This window comes from Pantoea phyllosphaerae, from assembly GCF_051025595.1.
In the GTDB taxonomy this organism is placed as follows: domain Bacteria; phylum Pseudomonadota; class Gammaproteobacteria; order Enterobacterales; family Enterobacteriaceae; genus Pantoea.
In genome coordinates this window covers 61,813-79,693 of record NZ_JBPFDE010000008.1, presented here as the reverse complement: position 1 = coordinate 79,693, position 17,881 = coordinate 61,813, and the positions used below count along the sequence as shown (strand labels likewise).

Below are 17,881 nucleotides of genomic sequence, written 5' to 3'. Positions count from 1 at the left end.
TCATGGCCAGCGCCTATCTTAACGGACAGCAAAGGGGAGTAACTTGTAAGCTGCACGATCGTCATTACGATGCGCAAGCATCCGGTCGGCAGGCAACCCGGAATCTGATTCTGCGTTGTAAGTGAGACCTTGCCGGAAGGCGAGGTTTGCTTACATCTCTGTAAAGCGGCTGACGTCTTCTGACTTCAGCCGTTTTTTATTTCAGGGCAGGAAACGCTATGCAGACGGTAGGAACGCCTCTTCTCTGGGGCAGCTTTGCGGTGGTGGTGCTGATTATGCTGGCGATCGATCTCTTTTTGCAGGGACGTCGCGGCGCGCAGACCATGAGTTTTAAACAGGCGGCCGTCTGGTCGCTGATTTGGGTGTCGGTGTCGCTGCTGTTCAGCGCCGCCTTCTGGTGGTATCTCGAGGGGAGCGCCGGGCGCGAAGTGGCCACCACGCAAACCCTGGCGTTTTTGACCGGTTACGTGCTGGAAAAGGCGCTGGCGGTTGATAACGTCTTCGTCTGGCTGATGCTCTTCAGCTATTTCTCCATTCCCGCCGCGCTGCAGCGCCGCGTGCTGATTTACGGCGTGCTGGGCGCGATCGTACTGCGCACCATTATGATCTTTGCGGGCAGCTGGCTGGTGACGCAGTTTAGCTGGATCCTCTATCTGTTCGGCGCGTTCCTGCTGCTCACCGGCCTGAAGATGGCCTTTTCTAAAGAGGATGATGAGAACGCGGTGGGCGACAAGCCGGTGGTTCGCTGGCTGCGCAAGCACCTGCGCATGACCGACGAGCTTGAGGGCGAGAAGTTTTTCACCCGCAGGAACGGCGTGCTGTTTGCGACGCCGCTGCTGCTGGTGCTGATTATGGTTGAGCTGAGCGACGTGATTTTTGCGGTCGACAGCATTCCAGCAATCTTCGCCGTGACCACCGATCCCTTTATCGTGCTGACCTCTAACCTGTTCGCGATCCTCGGCCTGCGCGCGATGTACTTTCTGCTGGCCAACGTCGCCGAGCGTTTCTCGATGCTTAAATATGGGCTGGCGATCGTGCTGGTCTTTATCGGCATCAAGATGCTGATCGTCGAGTTCTACCATATCCCGGTGGCGATCTCGCTGACCGTCGTCGGCGTGATCCTCGGCTCGACCCTGCTAATCAACGCCTGGGTGAATCGCAAAAGCGACCAGAAAAAGCGCTCGCAATAATCCGCTACAGGGGCAGGTAATGCCCCTGTTTTATTTTGCCAGCTCCAGATGCGACATTTCATCGCTCTGTCACACCTTCTTCATACAGCATAATAGAAATCCGATCCCCCTCGCATCGACAGAATTATCTCTTTCCTCGCCCGCTCTTTTCCTTATACTCCGCCGGGCAAACCGCTTCAGGCGCGTTAATCGACGCCCTCTGGAGCCACATCCCGCTACAACCTAAAGAACAATTATGCAGAACTCACTTTCTGGTCGTCTGGGCGCCCTGTTCGCAGGCAGTCTGGTAAAACAAATCATGGCAGGACTGGTGGCTGGCGTCGCGCTGGCCTGGTTCTCGAAGGATGCTGCGCTGGCCGTCGGCCTGCTGGGCGAGCTGTTCGTCAGCGCGCTGAAGGCGGTCGCCCCGCTGCTGGTAATGGTGCTGGTCATCGCCTCGATCGCCAACCATCAGCAGGGACAGAAGAGCAATATCAAACCGATTATCGCGCTCTACCTGCTGAGCACCTTTTTCGCGGCGGTCGTGGCGGTGGTGTTTAGCCATCTGGCACCTCAGACGCTGACGCTGGCGGTCGGCACAACGGAAATTACGCCGCCGTCCGGTATTACCGAGGTGCTGCGCGGCCTGCTGATGAGCATGGTAGCGAACCCCATCACCGCGCTGATGCAGGCCAACTATATCGGCATTCTGGTATGGGCGATTGGTCTGGGCCTGGCGTTCCGTCATAGCTCACAGACCACGCGCGACCTGCTTAATGACGCTTCAAATGCCGTAACCTGGCTGGTGCGCTGCGTGATCCGCTGCGCGCCGATCGGCATTTTCGGCCTTGTCGCCTCGATTCTGGCATCAACCGGTTTTGGCGCGCTGTGGCAGTATGCGCACCTGCTGGCGCTGCTGCTGGGCTGTATGCTGCTGATGGCGCTGGTGGTGAACCCGATGCTGGTTTACAGCAAGATCCGTCGCAACCCTTACCCGCTGGTGTTTACCTGCCTGCGCGAGAGCGGCGTGACCGCCTTCTTTACCCGCAGCTCGGCGGCCAATATTCCGGTGAATATGGCGCTGGCGAAACGCCTGAATCTCGATGAGGATACTTATTCGGTGTCGATTCCGCTGGGCGCCACCATCAGCATGGCGGGTGCCTCCATCACGATTACCGTGCTGACGCTGGCGGCGGTGCATACCCTGGGGATCAGCGTCGACGTGCCGACGGCGATTCTGCTGAGCCTTGTAGCGTCGCTGTGCGCCTGCGGCGCATCCGGCGTGGCGGGCGGTTCGCTGCTGCTGATCCCGGTCGCCTGCAATATGTTCGGCATTCCTAACGATCTGGCGATGCAGGTGGTGGCGGTCGGTTTCATTATCGGCGTGCTGCAGGACTCCGCCGAAACGGCGCTGAACTCCTCGACCGATATTCTGTTTACCGCGGCGGTGTGCCAGGCGGAAGCCGAGCGCGAAACCAGCCGGGCTTGATAACAAAATGGCGACCGTAAGGTCGCCAGTCTAAGCGCTGATGTTGAGGTAACTGCTTCAGACGGCGCAAAAGCTCAAAGAGCGGGTGGCAGGGTCCGAAGAGCAAAGCGTCCCGCGCCAAGGATGGCGCGGGCCGAGCGAGCAGGGATGCGTTTAGCGACTTTGCGATCGGACCCTGCCACCCGCGAAGGGCTCGAGACTGACAGACAGCAATGGCGGCCTTCAGGCCGCCATTTTTTGCCCGACAAACTATAACGTCACGCCGCTTTTAAAAATCGCCAGCTCGCGGAAATCGTTCTTCTCGTTGTTGGTCAGCTCGCCGCTGGCAATCGCCACGATGGTGTCGACGAAATCCTCCAGCAGCGCCTCCATGCTCATTCCTTCCAGCAGACGACCGGCGTTAAAGTCGATCCAGTGCGGCTTCTTCTCCGCCAGCGGCGAGTTGGTCGCCAGCTTCACCGTCGGCACAAAGCCGCCGTAAGGGGTGCCGCGTCCGGTGCTGAACAGCACCATATGGCAGCCCGCCCCCGCCAGCGCGCTGGTGGCGACCGCGTCGTTGCCCGGCGCGCTCAGCAGATTCAGCCCCGGCGTCTTCAGCCGTTCGCCATACTTCAGCACGTCGACTACCTGGCTGGAGCCCGCCTTCTGGGTGCAGCCCAGCGACTTCTCCTCCAGCGTGGTAATGCCGCCCGCTTTATTGCCCGGCGACGGGTTCTCATAAATCGGCTGCTGATGGTCGATAAAATAGCGCTTGAAGTCGTTGATCATCGCCACCGTCTTCTCAAAGGTCTCCTCATCGCGACAGCGGCTCATCAGGATACGCTCCGCGCCGAACATCTCCGGCACCTCGGTCAGCACCGTGGTGCCGCCGTTGGCGATCATCTGATCGGAGAAACGCCCCAGCAGCGGGTTGGCGGTAATGCCGGAGAAGCCGTCCGAACCGCCGCACTCCAGGCCGAACTTCAGCTCGCTCAGCTTGCCCGGCTGGCGCCTGTCGTGGCGCATCGCCTCATACAGGGCGCGCAGATGCTCCAGCCCGGCTTCCACTTCGTCGTCGTGCTGCTGGCACACCATGTACTGGATGCGATCGCTCTCCGGCAGCCCCAGCGTCTCGCGGAAGGCGTCAACCTGATTGTTTTCGCAGCCGAGGCCGATCACCAGCACCGCGCCGGCGTTGGGGTGACGCACCATATTTTGCAGCATGGTGCGGGTGTTCTCATGATCCTGGCCCAGCTGCGAACAGCCGAAGGTATGGCTAAACAGAAACGCGCCGTCGGTGCCCGCCGCGTTGTCGGTCTCTTGCAAAAAGCGCTGCAGGATCTGACGCGCGATGCCGTTAACGCAGCCCACGGTCGGCAGGATCCACAGCTCGTTGCGGATCCCGACGTCGCCGTTGGCGCGGCGATAGATCTGCACCTCGCGATCGCCTGCCTGCGGCGGCACATCAACAAATTCAGGCTGATAGTCATACTCATCCAGATCGCTCAGGTTGGTGCGCGCGTTACTGGAGTGGATCACCTCGCCTGCGGCGATCGGCTGCGTGGCGTGGGCGATCGGCAGCCCATACTTGATCACCAGCTCGCCCTCGGCGAGGGAGCGCAGCGCGAACTTATGGCCGCGCGTCACCGCCTGCTGCAACTGCACCGCCGTCTGCTGCAGATCGATGGTCTGCCCCGCCTCTAAGTCGCGCAGCGCCACGGCAACGTTATCCTGAGAGTGAATCTTAATCGCGTCTTGCATAGCTTTATCCCAGTGTGCTCAACGCCTCACGCATGCCGTGGACGATGATATTTTGCAGGTGTCGGCTGACCTCGGCCACCAGCTGAGGCTGCCGGGTCAAATCTTCGCCCCAGTGCTGCGCGTCGCTTAACACCTCGCGCACCAGCTGTTCCGGGGAGATCTGGTCGTTATTAAGGGCCTGCCAGTTTGTTTCAAAGCGCGCCAGCCAGTGCGCGTCATCCTGCAGCGGCCAGCGCTTTTCCGCCGACGCGCCGCGGTAAAAGGCGATGAGCGCCGCCAGCGCAAAGGTCAGACGCGGCGGCCAGACGCCGCTCTGCGCGTGCGACGCCAGCAGCGGCGTCAGCAGGCGAGTGCGAAACTTGGTCATGCCGTTGAGTGCGATAGAGAGCAGCGCATGGCGGATAAAAGGGTTGCGGAAACGTCGCTCGACCGCGTCGGCGAAGGCGTGCAGCTCGCTGCGGGGCAGATCGAGCGTGGGGATAATCTCCTCCCGCAGCAGGCGGTCGACGAAGCCTGCGATGGCCGGATCCGCCATCGCCTCGCCGACGCTCTCCAGGCCAGCCTGAAACGCCACCGGCACCATCGCGGTGTGGGCGCCGTTGAGGATCGCCACTTTCTGCGCCTTCCACGGCGCAATGTCATCCACCAGCCGCACCTGCGGCGCCAGCGCATCAAGCTTCAGCTCGTCGAACAGCGCGCGCGGCCCCTGCAGAATGAACTGGTAGTAGACCTCGCCCGCCACCAGAAAACGATCTTCATAGCCGAGCTGAGCGGCCAGCGCCTCGCTCTCCTGCGGGAAACCGGTCACGATGCGGTCCACCAGCGTGTTGTAGAACACGCAGTGCTGCGACACCCAGGCGGCGAAGCTTTCCGGCAGCTGCCAGTGGCGCGCATAGCGCAGCACCAGCTCGCGCAGCGCGTCGCCGTTATGGTCGATCAGCTCGCAGGGGACGATCAGCCAGCCCTTGTCTTCAGCGCCGCCAAAATGCTCAAAGCGCGCCCACAGCAGCTGCGTCAGCTTGCCCGGAAAGCTGGATGCGGGCGCATCCGTCAGGCGATCCTCTTCGGCAAAGGCGATGCCCGCTTCGGTGGTATTTGAGAAGACGAAGCGCATCTGCGGCGCGCGGGCCAGCGCCAGGAAATCTGCGTGCTCGACGTAAGGCTGGATCTCGCGGTTCAGGCTGCGGATCAGGCGCGTTTCGCTGACGCGCTCGCCCTGCTCGTTCAGCCCGCGGATCAGCGTGGTATAGAGCCCGTCCTGCTGATTAAGGCTGTCGCTGACGGCGCGGTTGCGCGGCCGCACCACCACCACGCCCGCGTCGGTGCCCTGGTGCTGGTTCAGCCAGTCGAGCTGCCAGTCGATAAAGGCGCGCAGAAAGTTGCCTTCGCCGAACTGGATAACGCGCTCGCTGTAGGTCGCGCCGGGAAAGTCGTGACGGTTTAGCCGCTGCATGATCAGGCTCCCAGCTCGATGCCGAAGTAGTCGCGCGCGTTATTGAAGCAGATGTTTTGCACCATCTGGCCCAGCAGCGCCTCGTCGCCCGGCGCTTCGCCGTTCTCGACCCAGCGGCCGATCATCTGGCACAGCAGACGGCGGAAATATTCGTGGCGCGTATAGGAGAGGAAGCTGCGGCTGTCGGTCAGCATGCCGACAAAGCGGCTGAGCAGGCCGATCTGCGACAGCTGCGTCATCTGGCGCTGCATGCCGTCAAGCTGATCGTTGAACCACCAGGCAGAGCCGAACTGCATTTTGCCCGCCTCGCCTTCGCCCTGGAAGTTGCCCGCCATGGTTGCAAGCACTTCATTGTCGCGCGGGTTCAGGCAGTAAAGGATGGTTTTCGGCAGCGCGTTATGCAGGTTCTGCGCGCCCAGCAGTTTTGCCAGCGGTTCCGCCAGCGGCTGATCGTTAATCGAGTCGAAGCCGACGTCCGGCCCCAGCCGTTCAAACTGGCGGCGGTTGGTGTTGCGCAGCGCGCCAATATGGTACTGCTGCACCCAGCCGCGACGCGCATATTCGCCGCCCAGCCACACCAGCACGGCGGTTTTGAACTGCGCGATCGCCTGCGCGTCCGGCGTTTTGCCGGCGCGGCGGTTAGCCAGGATGGCGTCCAGCGTCGCATCGTCCGCTTCGGCGTAGAGCACCACGTCGAGCGCGTGGTCCGACACTTTGCAGCCATGCTCGGCGAAGTAGTCAAGACGCTTGCTGAGCGCGCTGCGCAGATCGTCGAAGCGGCGCACGCTGACGTCGGTCAGCGACTCCAGCTTCTCAATCCACGGCAGGAAACTTTCTGCTTCGATATTAAAGGCTTTATCTGGACGCCAGCTCGGCAGCACTTTCACGCCGAAGCTGCTCTCCTGCGCCAGCGCGCGGTGGTGCTGCAGATCATCCAGCGGATCGTCGGTGGTGCCGACCATTTTTACGTTCATCTGCTGCATGATGCCGCGCGCGGTGAACTCATCCTGCGCCAGCAGCGCGTTGCAGCGATCCCAGATGCTGTCGGCGGTTTTTTCAGAGAGCAAAGTGTCGGTAATGCCGAACGGACGACGCAGCTCAAGGTGCGTCCAGTGATAGAGCGGATTGCCGATGGTGTGCGGCACGGTGCGCGCCCAGGCGTCAAATTTTTCGCGGTCGCTGGCGTCGCCGGTGCAGAAGGCTTCCGGCACGCCGTTAGCGCGCATGGCGCGCCACTTGTAGTGATCGCCTTTCAGCCAGATGTCATAGAGGTTGGCAAAGCGGTAATTTTCGGCAATCTGCTGCGGGGGAAGATGGCAGTGATAGTCGAAAATCGGCTGGTCCTTTGCGTAGTCATGGTAAAGACGGCGGGCAAATTCGGTATCCAGCAAAAAATCCTCGGTCATAAAACGCGACATACTTGCTTCCTCTTGGATAGAGCCTTATTGCGCTCAAAGTTATCATACCAATTTTAGCCAGCCACAGAATTATTTGAGATCTTGCTCACATAAACAGCAGCTATTCCCTGCGCCCATGGACGTTTTTGCTCTCTGCAGCGTGCTAAATGGCTGTCATCAGGCAGGTTTACAGTATCCCACATTGCAAAAGGGGCTTTTGTGATGGCTCTCAACTTTTAAAGTTGTATAACAAGTTACGCTCTCGCTCCGTAATGGCAAGGTAAACACAGGGTCGCTTTTGCGCGGCCTGCGGGCGTGAGATTGAGCCAGCTCACGGTGGTCCCGCTCCAGATAACAACAGCGGCAAGACCGCAGACAGCACACTGGAAGAGGTAAATGATGCGTAAGATTAAAGGGCTACGCTGGTATATGATCGGGCTGGTGACGCTAGGCACCGTGCTGGGTTATCTCACCCGTAATACCATCGCCGTCGCCGCGCCGACGCTCCAAACCGATTTGCATATCACCACCCAACAGTACTCCTACATCGTGGCGGCCTACTCCGCCTGTTATACCGTTATGCAGCCGGTCGCCGGCTACGTGCTCGACCTGCTCGGCACCAAAGTTGGCTATGCCGTATTCGCCGTGCTGTGGGCGATCTTCTGCGCCGCGACGGCGATGGCCGGCAGCTGGGGCGGATTTGCGCTGGCGCGCGGCGCGGTGGGCGCGGCGGAAGCGGCGATGATCCCGGCGGGCCTGAAGGCGAGCAGCGAATGGTTCCCGGCTAAAGAGCGTTCCGTCGCCGTGGGCTACTTCAACGTCGGCTCCTCTATCGGCGCCATGCTGGCGCCGCCGCTGGTGGTGTGGGCGATCGTGGCGCACAGCTGGCAGATGGCGTTTATCATCACCGGCGTGCTGAGCCTGATCTGGGCGATCTGCTGGCTGATTTTTTATAAGCATCCCAAACAGCAAACCAGGCTCAGCGATGAGGAGCGCCAGTACATAATTTCCGGCCAGGAGGCTCAGCATCAGACCGGCAATACTAAAAAGATGTCGGCACGTCAGATCCTGCGCAATCGCCAGTTCTGGGGCATCGCGCTGCCGCGTTTTCTGGCGGAGCCCGCCTGGGGCACCTTCAACGCCTGGATCCCGCTGTTTATGTTTAAGGTGTACGGTTTCAACCTGAAGGAGATTGCGCTGTTTGCCTGGATGCCGATGCTGTTCGCCGATCTGGGCTGCATTCTCGGCGGTTATCTGCCGCCGCTGTTTCAGCGCTGGTTCGGCGTGAATCTGATTGTGTCGCGCAAGCTGGTCGTGACGATGGGTGCGGTGCTGATGATCGGCCCCGGCACCATCGGTCTTTTCACCAGCCCTTACGTCGCTATCGGCCTGCTCTGCGTCGGCGGTTTCGCTCACCAGGCGCTTTCCGGCGCGCTGATCACCCTCTCCTCCGACGTTTTTGGCCGTAACGAAGTGGCGACCGCCAACGGTCTGACCGGCATGGCCGCCTGGACAGCCAGCACCATGTTTGCGCTGGTGGTCGGCGCGCTGGCCGATACGCTGGGCTTTAGCCCGCTGTTCGCCGCGCTGGCAGTGTTCGATCTGCTGGGCGCGGTGGTGATCTGGACGGTGCTGCGCAATCAGCCCGTCTCGGAGCTGGAAAAAGAGGTCACACCGCCGCAGGCCGCGCCGGTGCGTAGCTAGCCGCGCTGGCCGCTAACCAGGCGGCGAGCGCTGACCAAAGAGCAAAGCGTCCCGCGCAATCCTTGCGCGGGATCTTTTATTTAACCGCCGCAAAGTGGTATAACAACTTCATTTGCGACACGGGAATGCGCTATGGAACTGACCGAACCTCGTCGACTCTATCAACAGCTCGCCAGCGATCTGAAAAGCCGTATTGAATCAGGGTCTTACCCGGTGGGAGATAAGCTCCCTGCCGAACGCCTGATCGCGGAAGAGATGAACGTCAGCCGCACCGTGGTGCGCGAGGCGATCATCATGCTGGAGGTAGAGGGCTACGTCGAGGTGCGTAAAGGTTCCGGTATTCACGTTATCGCCAGTCAGCAGCAGAATCGGGTGATGACCTCCAGCCAACTCGAATTCGCCAGCTTTGGCCCGTTCGAACTGCTGCAGGCGCGCCAGCTGATTGAGAGCAACGTCGCCGAGTTCGCCGCGACGCAGGTGACGCGTCAGGACATTATCGAACTGATGGCGATTCAGGAAAAGGCGCGTCAGGAAGATCACTTCCGCGACTCCCAGTGGGACATGCAGTTTCACGTGCGGATTGCGCAATCCACCCAAAACAGCGCGCTGGCGGCCATTGTTGAAAAAATGTGGCTGCATCGCCTGCACAACCCCTACTGGCTCAAACTCCACGAGCATATCGATCAGCGCAGCATCCTCAGCTGGTGCGACGACCACGATCAAATCCTCAAGGCGCTGATGCGTAAAGATCCGGCCGCCTGCAAACTGGCGATGTGGCAACATCTGGAAAATACTAAACAGATGCTGTTTAACGCGACTGCCGATGATTTTGAATTTAATGTGGATCGTTATATGTTTGCTGAAAATCCCGTTATCCTGCCGGACGGCGCAAGCAGTTAACCTTGATTCTGCTGCGTTTTCACGCAGGAAAGTCAGTTAATCTGCAATAGTGTCAGGTCGTGTAAAGCTCCTGTTGACGGGCCGCGTCAACAGGTAAAACTCCTGTGCGGCGGGCACATTCCCCCTGTCTCAAACCTGTGATCTTTGTTACAGTTATCGACCCTTTCTTACCCTTTGCGACAGGGTTTAAAAATTCGCTGATTTAACAATCTATTCTGGAAGGATCCGGAAAATCCTGCACAGACTGCGCTCCTAAAACAGATAACTAATTGCCGGTCTGCGCTTATGTCTTTAAAGACGCGTTAAAACAATGATGTTCAGGAATGATTGATGGATATTTTGCAAGCGTTGCTGCAGGCGTTGTGGCAACAGGACTACGAAACCCTCTCCGATCCGACGCTGGTCTGGGCCATTTATGGCGTGCTCTTCCTGATCCTGTTTCTGGAAAATGGCCTGCTGCCCGCCGCCTTTCTGCCGGGTGACAGCCTGCTGATTCTGGTCGGCGTGCTGATCGCTAAAGGTACCATGAGCTTTCCGCTTACCGTGCTGGTGCTGACCACCGGTGCCAGCCTCGGCTGCTGGGTCAGCTATATTCAGGGCCGCTGGCTCGGCAACACGCCGACGGTGCAGAAATGGCTCTCTCATCTTCCTGCGCAGTATCACGCCCGCGCGCACAGCCTGTTTCATCGTCATGGCCTGTCGGCTCTGCTGATTGGCCGCTTTATCGCTTTTGTCCGTACCCTGCTGCCAACCATTGCCGGTTTATCCGGACTGAATAACGCCCGCTTTCAGTTTTTTAACTGGGTCAGCGCGCTGCTCTGGGTGCTGATTCTGACCGTGCTCGGCTTTGCGCTGGGCAAGACGCCGATTTTCCGCCGCTATGAAGATGAGCTGATGTTCTGCCTGATGCTGCTGCCGCTGGTGCTGCTGGTGGCAGGCCTGGTGGGATCGCTGGTGGTGCTGTGGCGCAAACGCCAGGCGAATCAGAACGGCAAGGGCGAGTCATGAAAATTTATGGTCCCCTTCCCCGCCGCATGCTGCCCTGGCTGGCTATCGCCGCGCTGCTGCTGCTGGCGATCTGCCTGACGCCGACGCTGCTGCGGCACGAAAGCGTGGTGCAGATCCGCGTATCTCACGCCGGTGGCCCCCTGCCGGACGGGTTTTATCTCTATCAGCAGCTGACGGCGCAGGGCATCCGAATCAAAAGCATCACCCCCGCGGGCGATGCGCTGATTATTCATTTCGAGAACGAAGAGCAGAGCCTTGCGGCGCAAAAGGTGCTGCGCCGCCTGCTGCCGGACGGCTTTGTTGTCGCCAGACATCCCGACTCCGCTTCCGCCGGTTCGACAACGCTGAATATCTCCTGATTCGCACTTGCCGTCCTGCGCTGGCAGGGCGGCAACAGAATAGTCCGTATCCCCCCGTCTTTTTTGAACTTTTTACGGTCGCTGTCTATGCTTAACAGATGGCTCAGCTATCTGATACGCCAGGAGATGACGCTGTCCGGTCGCGGCAGGTCTGCAACAAAGGAAGGTAACAAGCCTGATGAAACGTCAATTACTTCTTAGCCTCGCGCTGTTTTCTCTTTCTGGTTCGCTGATGGCGGCGGAATCGCTCTGCCAGCAGAAAGAGCAGGATATTCAGCATGAAATTGCGATGGCGAAACAGCATAACAATCAGCGTCGCGTGAATGGACTGGAGCGCGCGCTGACCGAAGTGCGCGCGAACTGCAGCGACAATAAACTGAAAGCGTCTCACCAGGCGCGCATCAAGGCGCAGCGAGAGAAAGTCGCTGAACGCGAGAGCGAACTGAAAGAGGAGCGACAGGAAGGCGATGACAAGGAGAAAATCGCCAGGCGTGAACATAAACTGGAAGAAGCACGCCAGGAGCTGAAAAAGTTACAGGCGGAGCCTTACTAACCCGGACTCAACCACTGAAGCTAAAAGGAACATTACATGTCAAAAGAGACTTCATCAGAACATTTACGTGCTGAGTTAAAAAATCTGGCGGACACTCTGGAAGAGGTGCTGAGCAGCACAACGGATAAGTCCAAAGGTGAACTGGATAAGCTGCGTCAGAAAGCGCGCGTTGCGCTCGACAGCTCGCGCGAGAAGCTGGGCGATTCTGGCGAATATCTGGCGCAGACCACGCGTGAAGCCGCGCAGAAAGCAGACGGCTACGTGCGTGACAATCCCTGGCATGGCGTTGGCATCGGTGCGGCTATCGGCGTGGCGATCGGCATGCTGATTTCTCGGCGTTAACCATGGCAGATTCACAGCAGAGCCACGGCCCCGGCAAAGGGGTCATCAACATTGGTCAGCGCATTGTCACTACGCTGGTCAGCATGGTCGAGACCCGCGTGCGGCTGGCGGTGGTCGAGCTGGAAGCAGAAAAGGCTAACCTGATTCAGCTGCTGCTGATGGTTGGCCTGACCATGCTGTTTACCGCGTTCGGGCTGATGAGCCTGATGGTGTTGATTATCTGGGCCGTCGATGCGCAGTATCGCCTGATGGCGATCGGCATCACTACCGGCGTACTCTTTCTTCTGGCGATTATCTTCGGCCTGTGGAGCCTGCGCAAATCGCGTCAGTCCACCCTGCTGCACCATACGCGCAAAGAGCTGGAGACCGATCGCAAGCTGCTGGAGGATGATCGCGTATGAGCCGCAGCAAGCTGGAACGTGAAGCACGTATTCATGAATTAGTCGGTGAAATACAGCAGCAGCGGCTCGACCTGAGCGCGAGCCGCCGCGATTTTTTACTGAGCACGGCGCAGTATGACCGCGGCTGGCTGACGTTCCTCAGCATGCGACGCTATCTGGCCATCGGCAGCAGCGCCCTGGCTATCTGGTCGGTGCGCAGCCCAAATAAATTCATGCGCCTGCTTAAGCGCGGATTCGGCGTCTGGAGCACCTGGCGCATGCTGAAATCGGCTCTGCCGCAGCGCTGATCCTTCTCTGCATTCAGCCGGTGCGCAATCGCCGGCTTCGCTTTATCAGTTTTCCTGAATAACACCTACAGAATATCTCGCTTACAACCTTTCCCCTGCGCGATTATTATCTCCAGCTATCAGCTCAGCAAACGGCAAAGCCGCCTTTTGCCGGGAATTATCTCACGCAGGCGCGACTGCCCTGCCGACAAACTAGCCTGGAGTAAATGATGAAAAAATTCGAAGATACTGGTCTGCTGCTGGCGCGTATTTTAATGCCAATCCTGTTTATTACGGCCGGCTGGGGCAAAATCACTGGCTATGCGGGAACGCAGCAGTATATGGAAGCGATGGGCGTGCCGGGCTTTATGCTGCCGCTGGTAATCCTGCTGGAGTTTGGCGGCGGCCTGGCGATTCTGTTTGGCTTCCTGACACGCTTCACCGCGCTGTTTACCGCGGGCTTCACTATCCTGACGGCGTTCCTGTTCCACAGCAACTTCGCGGAAGGCGTCAATCAGCTGATGTTTATGAAAAACCTCTCTATTGCGGGTGGTTTCCTGGTGCTGGGCCTGGTCGGTCCGGGCGCCTACAGCATCGACCGTCTGCTGCGTAAGAAAACCGCGCCCGCAGCGGCGCTGCGTTAAGCACACATCTGGCGTAATGCCACATATACTTAGCAGGGCGAGGATACTCCTCGCCCTGTTTGCACTGGAGGCGATATGGGCCAACTGATTGACGGTGTCTGGCACGACACCTGGTACGACACCAAATCAACCGGCGGACGCTTTAAGCGCACTGAAGCGGTCTGGCGCAACTGGGTGACCGCGGACGGCAGCGCCGGTCCAACGGGCGACGCGGGCTTTAAGGCCGAGCGCGATCGCTATCATCTGTATGTTTCTCTCGCCTGCCCCTGGGCGCACCGCACGCTGCTGATGCGTCAGCTTAAAGGGCTGGAGTCGATGATTGACGTCTCCGTAGTGCATCCGCTGATGCTGGAGAATGGCTGGACCTTCGACGACGATTTTCCCGACGCCACCGGCGACAAGCTTTATCAGAACGAATTTCTCTATCAGCTCTACCTGCATGCCGATCCGCACTATACCGGGCGCGTGACCGTGCCGGTACTGTGGGACAAACAGCAGGGCACCATCGTCAGCAATGAATCGGCGGATATCATTCGCATGTTCAACAGCGCCTTCGACGCGGTCGGCGCGCGCGCCGGGGACTACTACCCGCCCGCCCTGCGCGAGAAGATCGACGAGCTGAACGGCTGGATTTACGACACGGTCAACAACGGCGTCTATAAGTCGGGCTTCGCGACCTCGCAGGCGGCCTATGACGAGTCGGTAACCGCGCTGTTTCATTCGCTGTCGCGCCTGGAGCAGATTCTGGGACAGCACCGCTATCTGACCGGCGACCAGCTCACCGAGGCGGATCTGCGTCTCTGGACCACGCTGGTGCGTTTCGATCCGGTCTACGTGACCCATTTTAAGTGCGATCGCCACCGCATCGGCGACTATCTCAATCTGAGCGGTTTCCTGCGCGATATCTACCAGATGCCGGGCATCGCCGAGACGGTGAACCTGCCGCATATCCGTCATCACTATTACGTGAGCCATAAAACCATTAACCCGAACGGCGTGATTTCGCTGGGACCGGCGTTTGACTGGGATGAGCCGCACGGCCGCAGCTAAACGCACGCGCCGTTCTTACCCGGACGGCGCGCCTCAACTGTTATAAAAATTCTGCGCGTTTCTGTGTCTGCCCCGGCTAACTGTTATCTGTTTTACTGAGCAGAAAAGTAACGGTGAGGTGAACAATGGACGCCATTAAACAAATCTTAATCGACGAAATCGCAACGCTTAACCGTGAAGAGCGCCGCGATAACCGGCCGCGTTTTAGCATCTCTTTTCTGAAAACCCATCCCGGCCTCTGGGCGCTGATGTACCTTTGCTACGCGCTGTGCGTGGCGCTGATTTTCTCCACCGAGATGCTGGGCTGGCCCGCCTTCTGGTTCGCCACTCTGTTTGTGCTGGTGATGAGCTTTCTGATGCTGCTGGATATCAACCCGAAATATCGCTTCGAGGATATCGACGCGCTGGATCTGCGCGTCTGCTATAACGGCGAGTGGTATTACGTGCAGCCGGTCTCTGAAGGGGGCGTGAAAAAGATCCTGAATCTGCCGGACGCGCCAGAAGAGGTGAAAAGCGGTATTCATCGCCTGCTGCGACAGAAAGGCGAAGTCGATTTCTATGACGTTTACTACCTGACCTGGGGCCACCAGCAGGCGGCGCAGGTTTAACCGCGCTGCGGGTCGGCAATCAGCCGGCCCAGCGTCTCGACCGCCGCCTCGGCGCGCCTGTCCCACGGCCAGGCGGTATTGATGCGAAAACAGTGGGTAAACTCCTCCCCCGCTGAAAACAGCCGCCCCGGCGCGATGCTGATCCCCTGCTGCAACGCCTGCTGATAGAGCTGCGTGGTGTCATAGCCGCGCGGCAGCGTTACCCACAAAAAGAAGCCGCCCGGCGAATCGCTTACGCTGGCCCCTTCCGGCAGCACGCGGCAGAGCGCCTGACGCATCCACTCTTTGCGCCGCGCCAGCGTCTGGCGCAGCTTTTTCAGATGGGTATCGTAGCGGCGCGTGGCGAGGAAGTCCGCCAGCGCCAGCTGCATCGGCGCGCTGGTGGAGAGCGTGCTCATGAGCTGCAGACGCTGGATGCGCTGCGCGTACTGTCCCGCCGCAACCCAGCCGACGCGGAACCCCGCGACCAGACACTTGGAAAAAGAGCCGCAGTGCAGCACGTCGCCGTCGCGATCCCAGTATTTAGCCGGATGCGGTGCCTCATTGCCCGCCCAGAGTTCGGCGTAAACGTCATCTTCGATCAGCGGCACCCGGTAGCGCGCCAGCAGCGCCACCAGCTGCGCCTTGCGCGCGGGCGAGAGCGTGACGCCAAGCGGATTTTGCAGCGTGGTCATCAGCCAGCACGCTTTTACCGGCCAACGCTGCAGCGTCTCTTCCAGCTGCTGCATATCGATGCCCTGCTGCGCGTCGCTCGGCACCGCGAGCGCTTTGAGCTTGAGCCGCTCGATCGCCTGCAGCGCGCCATAGAAGGTCGGCTGCTCAATCACCACGTAGTCGCCGGGCTCGGTCAGCGCCTGTAGGCTGAGATTGAGCGCTTCCAGCGCGCCGTTGGTGATGACGATCTCATCCGGCGAGAGCGTGATGCCCTGCCGGGCGTAGCGCTGCGCCAGCATCTGCCGCAGCGCGGCATTGCCGGGCGGAAGATTATTCAGCGCGTCGAGCGGCGTCAGCTGATGGGAGACGTTGGTCAGCGAGCGCATCAGCTGGCGCTGCGGAAAGAGCTCGGGATCGGGAAAAGCGGAGCCAAACGGGACGATCGCCGGATCGCGGATCGCCTGCAGCACGTCGAAGACAAAGTTGTTGATATCGACCTGCTCGCTGAGCGCCACCTGCGCCGGCGCGGTCTGCAGCGCGCGCGGGGCGACGTAGTAGCCGGACTGGGGCCGCGAGACAATCCAGCCCTGGCTCTCCAGCACCTCGTAGGCGTGCATCACCGTCATCAGGCTCAGCCCGTGCTGCGCCACCTGCTGACGCAGCGACGGCAGCTTTGTGCCCGGCGGCCAGATGCCCGCCTCGATCTGCTGCTGAATCTCATCCGTCAGTTGCTGATATTTCGCCACGGGCTGCTCCTTTCGTTGCCGGGGCGCAGTTTAGCATGGGGAACTGCATCAGGTGGGGCTTCCTTTGGTCTTCCCACTGCCAGAAAGCAAAAACCCCGCTTGCGCGGGGTTTTCACCTGAAAAGTCGAAACTGACCGATAAGCCGGGTTCTGTCGTGGACAGTCATTCATCTAGGCCAGCAATCGCTCACTGGCTCAAGCAGCCTACCCGGGTTCAGTACGGGCCGTACCATGCGAACCCCTATTTGGCCTTGCTCCGGGTGGAGTTTACCGTGCCGCGAACTGTTGCCAGACGCGCGGTGCGCTCTTACCGCACCCTTTCACCCTTACCTGATCCCATAAATGGGCCATCGGCGGTTTGCTCTCTGTTGCACTGGTCGTAGGCTTGCGCCCCCCAGGCGTTACCTGGCACCCTGCCCTATGGAGCCCGGACTTTCCTCCCCTCTGCCCGTCTCCCTACAAGAGGGACGACGACAAAGCGGCGACTGTCTGGTCAGCTTCGGCGCAGGATATTAGGGCATTCGGCCCCATTTGTCACGCCTCTTGCTGATCGAGCGCAAAGCGATAGAGCGCATTTTTCTTCACGCCGTGAATTTCCGCCGTCAGCGCCGCGGCCTTTTTCAGCGGCAGCTCTTTCTGCAGCAGCGCCAGCGTGCGCAGCGCATCGGCGGGCAGCGCCTCTTCATCCGCCTTATGCCCTTCGACCACCAGCACCATCTCGCCTTTACGGCGATTCTCATCCTCTTTGATCCAGGCGAGCAGCTCGCCCACCGGCGCGCCGTGGATCGATTCCCAGGTTTTGCTCAGCTCGCGCGCCAGCACCACGTAACGATCGGCGCCCAGTTCCTTCGCCATATCTTCCAGGCTGTCGAGCAGACGGTGGGTGGACTCGTAGAAAATCAGGGTACGCGGCTCCTGCGCTACTGCGCGCAGCGCGTCGCAGCGCGCCTTGGTTTTGGCGGGCAGAAACCCTTCGTAACAGAAACGATCGGACGGTAACCCGGCGGCGCTTAATGCTGTGACGGCGGCGCAGGCGCCGGGCAGCGGCACGACGCGGATGCCCGCCTCGCGGCAGCGGCGCACCAGATGGTAGCCAGGATCGTTGATCAGCGGGGTCCCGGCATCGGAAACCAGCGCGATGCTCTGCCCTTCCTGCAGCTTCGCCAGCAGCAGTTCGGCCTTCTGCTGTTCATTGTGGTCGTGAAGTGCGAAGAGCCGCGCAGCGATGGCGAAATGTTGTAGCAACAGCCCGGTATGACGTGTATCTTCCGCTGCGACCAGATCGACGCCCGAAAGCACCGTCAGCGCCCGCTGGGTGATATCACCCAAATTACCAATCGGGGTTGGAACGATGTAGAGCGTGCTGGCAGAAATCTCTGCCCGATCGAGTTGTTTCATT

The 17,881-nt window shown here is 59.8% G+C and carries 18 protein-coding genes and 1 other RNA gene; 13 read left to right on the top strand and 6 right to left on the bottom strand.

The annotated features are described in order from the left end of the window. Window positions 1-218: 218 nt before the first annotated feature. Together ACR6A7_RS12425 and sstT are read left to right on the top strand one after the other, a co-directional pair. The gene (locus ACR6A7_RS12425) at window positions 219-1,190 is read left to right on the top strand and encodes a TerC family protein (RefSeq protein WP_434125137.1); all 972 of its coding nucleotides are present in this window, start codon (window positions 219-221) and stop codon (window positions 1,188-1,190) included. A 235-nt stretch (window positions 1,191-1,425) separates the two neighbouring features. Beyond that, a complete protein-coding gene (sstT, locus tag ACR6A7_RS12420; RefSeq protein WP_434125136.1) occupies window positions 1,426-2,658 on the top strand; it encodes a serine/threonine transporter SstT in 1,233 nt (410 codons plus the stop codon). A 249-nt stretch (window positions 2,659-2,907) separates the two neighbouring features. Here sstT and ACR6A7_RS12415 read toward each other — a convergent pair whose 3' ends face one another. The 3 genes from ACR6A7_RS12415 to uxaC are packed head-to-tail and all read right to left on the bottom strand — an operon-like array spanning window position 2,908 to window position 7,269. Continuing rightward, window positions 2,908-4,398 carry a UxaA family hydrolase gene (locus ACR6A7_RS12415; protein ID WP_434125135.1) on the bottom strand — a complete coding sequence of 497 codons (1,491 nt, stop codon included), beginning with the start codon at window positions 4,396-4,398 and terminating at the stop codon, window positions 2,908-2,910. A gap of 4 nt (window positions 4,399-4,402) precedes the next feature. Next, window positions 4,403-5,851, bottom strand: coding sequence for a tagaturonate reductase (locus ACR6A7_RS12410; RefSeq protein ID WP_434125134.1), 1,449 nt, complete (start codon window positions 5,849-5,851; stop codon window positions 4,403-4,405). Window positions 5,852-5,853: 2 nt separating this feature from the next. Further along, window positions 5,854-7,269: a glucuronate isomerase gene (uxaC, locus tag ACR6A7_RS12405; RefSeq protein WP_434125133.1), complete on the bottom strand. Its 1,416-nt coding sequence runs from the start codon at window positions 7,267-7,269 to the stop codon at window positions 5,854-5,856. Between the two features lie 378 nt (window positions 7,270-7,647). On the opposite strand from uxaC, the gene ACR6A7_RS12400 reads away from it, so the two are divergent. The 11 genes from ACR6A7_RS12400 to ACR6A7_RS12350 all read left to right on the top strand — a co-directional run bounded on the left by ACR6A7_RS12400 (window position 7,648) and on the right by ACR6A7_RS12350 (window position 15,083). After that, entirely contained in the window at window positions 7,648-8,952 is a 1,305-nt protein-coding gene (locus tag ACR6A7_RS12400) for an MFS transporter (protein WP_434125298.1), read from the top strand. Window positions 8,953-9,084: 132 nt separating this feature from the next. Continuing rightward, a complete protein-coding gene (exuR, locus tag ACR6A7_RS12395) occupies window positions 9,085-9,852 on the top strand; it encodes a transcriptional regulator ExuR (protein WP_434125132.1) in 768 nt (255 codons plus the stop codon). 330 nt (window positions 9,853-10,182) lie between these two features. Next, on the top strand, window positions 10,183-10,860 hold the full coding sequence (locus ACR6A7_RS12390) for a DedA family protein (RefSeq protein ID WP_434125131.1): 678 nt from the start codon (window positions 10,183-10,185) through the stop codon (window positions 10,858-10,860). Beyond that, window positions 10,857-11,219 carry an EnvZ/OmpR regulon moderator MzrA gene (gene mzrA / locus ACR6A7_RS12385; protein WP_434125130.1) on the top strand — a complete coding sequence of 121 codons (363 nt, stop codon included), beginning with the start codon at window positions 10,857-10,859 and terminating at the stop codon, window positions 11,217-11,219. The genes ACR6A7_RS12390 and mzrA overlap by 4 nt, the downstream gene beginning before the upstream one ends. 178 nt (window positions 11,220-11,397) lie before the next feature. After that, window positions 11,398-11,772: a DUF1090 domain-containing protein gene (locus tag ACR6A7_RS12380; RefSeq protein ID WP_434125129.1), complete on the top strand. Its 375-nt coding sequence runs from the start codon at window positions 11,398-11,400 to the stop codon at window positions 11,770-11,772. Window positions 11,773-11,808: 36 nt separating this feature from the next. Further along, window positions 11,809-12,114 carry an ElaB/YgaM/YqjD family protein gene (locus tag ACR6A7_RS12375; RefSeq protein ID WP_434125128.1) on the top strand — a complete coding sequence of 102 codons (306 nt, stop codon included), beginning with the start codon at window positions 11,809-11,811 and terminating at the stop codon, window positions 12,112-12,114. A gap of 2 nt (window positions 12,115-12,116) precedes the next feature. Next, entirely contained in the window at window positions 12,117-12,515 is a 399-nt protein-coding gene (locus ACR6A7_RS12370) for a phage holin family protein (RefSeq protein WP_187143609.1), read from the top strand. Next, complete coding sequence (locus ACR6A7_RS12365) at window positions 12,512-12,802, top strand: YqjK-like family protein (protein ID WP_434125127.1); 291 nt, start codon at window positions 12,512-12,514, stop codon at window positions 12,800-12,802. The genes ACR6A7_RS12370 and ACR6A7_RS12365 overlap by 4 nt, the downstream gene beginning before the upstream one ends. Before the next feature lie 209 nt (window positions 12,803-13,011). Then, window positions 13,012-13,425, top strand: coding sequence for a DoxX family protein (locus tag ACR6A7_RS12360; RefSeq protein ID WP_434125126.1), 414 nt, complete (start codon window positions 13,012-13,014; stop codon window positions 13,423-13,425). Between the two features lie 75 nt (window positions 13,426-13,500). Next, window positions 13,501-14,475 (top strand): glutathione S-transferase family protein, encoded by a 975-nt coding sequence (locus ACR6A7_RS12355; RefSeq protein WP_434125125.1) that lies wholly within the window; start codon window positions 13,501-13,503, stop codon window positions 14,473-14,475. Between the two features lie 125 nt (window positions 14,476-14,600). After that, on the top strand, window positions 14,601-15,083 hold the full coding sequence (locus ACR6A7_RS12350; RefSeq protein ID WP_434125124.1) for a YlaC family protein: 483 nt from the start codon (window positions 14,601-14,603) through the stop codon (window positions 15,081-15,083). Here the strand turns inward: ACR6A7_RS12350 and ACR6A7_RS12345 are convergent. The 3 genes from ACR6A7_RS12345 to rsmI all read right to left on the bottom strand — a co-directional run bounded on the left by ACR6A7_RS12345 (window position 15,080) and on the right by rsmI (window position 17,880). After that, a complete protein-coding gene (locus ACR6A7_RS12345) occupies window positions 15,080-16,483 on the bottom strand; it encodes an aminotransferase-like domain-containing protein (protein ID WP_434125123.1) in 1,404 nt (467 codons plus the stop codon). The genes ACR6A7_RS12350 and ACR6A7_RS12345 overlap by 4 nt on opposite strands. A 122-nt stretch (window positions 16,484-16,605) precedes the next feature. After that, an RNA gene (gene rnpB / locus ACR6A7_RS12340) (RNase P RNA component class A) lies at window positions 16,606-16,983 on the bottom strand. A 33-nt stretch (window positions 16,984-17,016) separates the two neighbouring features. Then, window positions 17,017-17,880 (bottom strand): 16S rRNA (cytidine(1402)-2'-O)-methyltransferase, encoded by an 864-nt coding sequence (rsmI, locus tag ACR6A7_RS12335; protein ID WP_434125122.1) that lies wholly within the window; start codon window positions 17,878-17,880, stop codon window positions 17,017-17,019. Between the last annotated feature and the right edge of the window lies 1 nt (window position 17,881).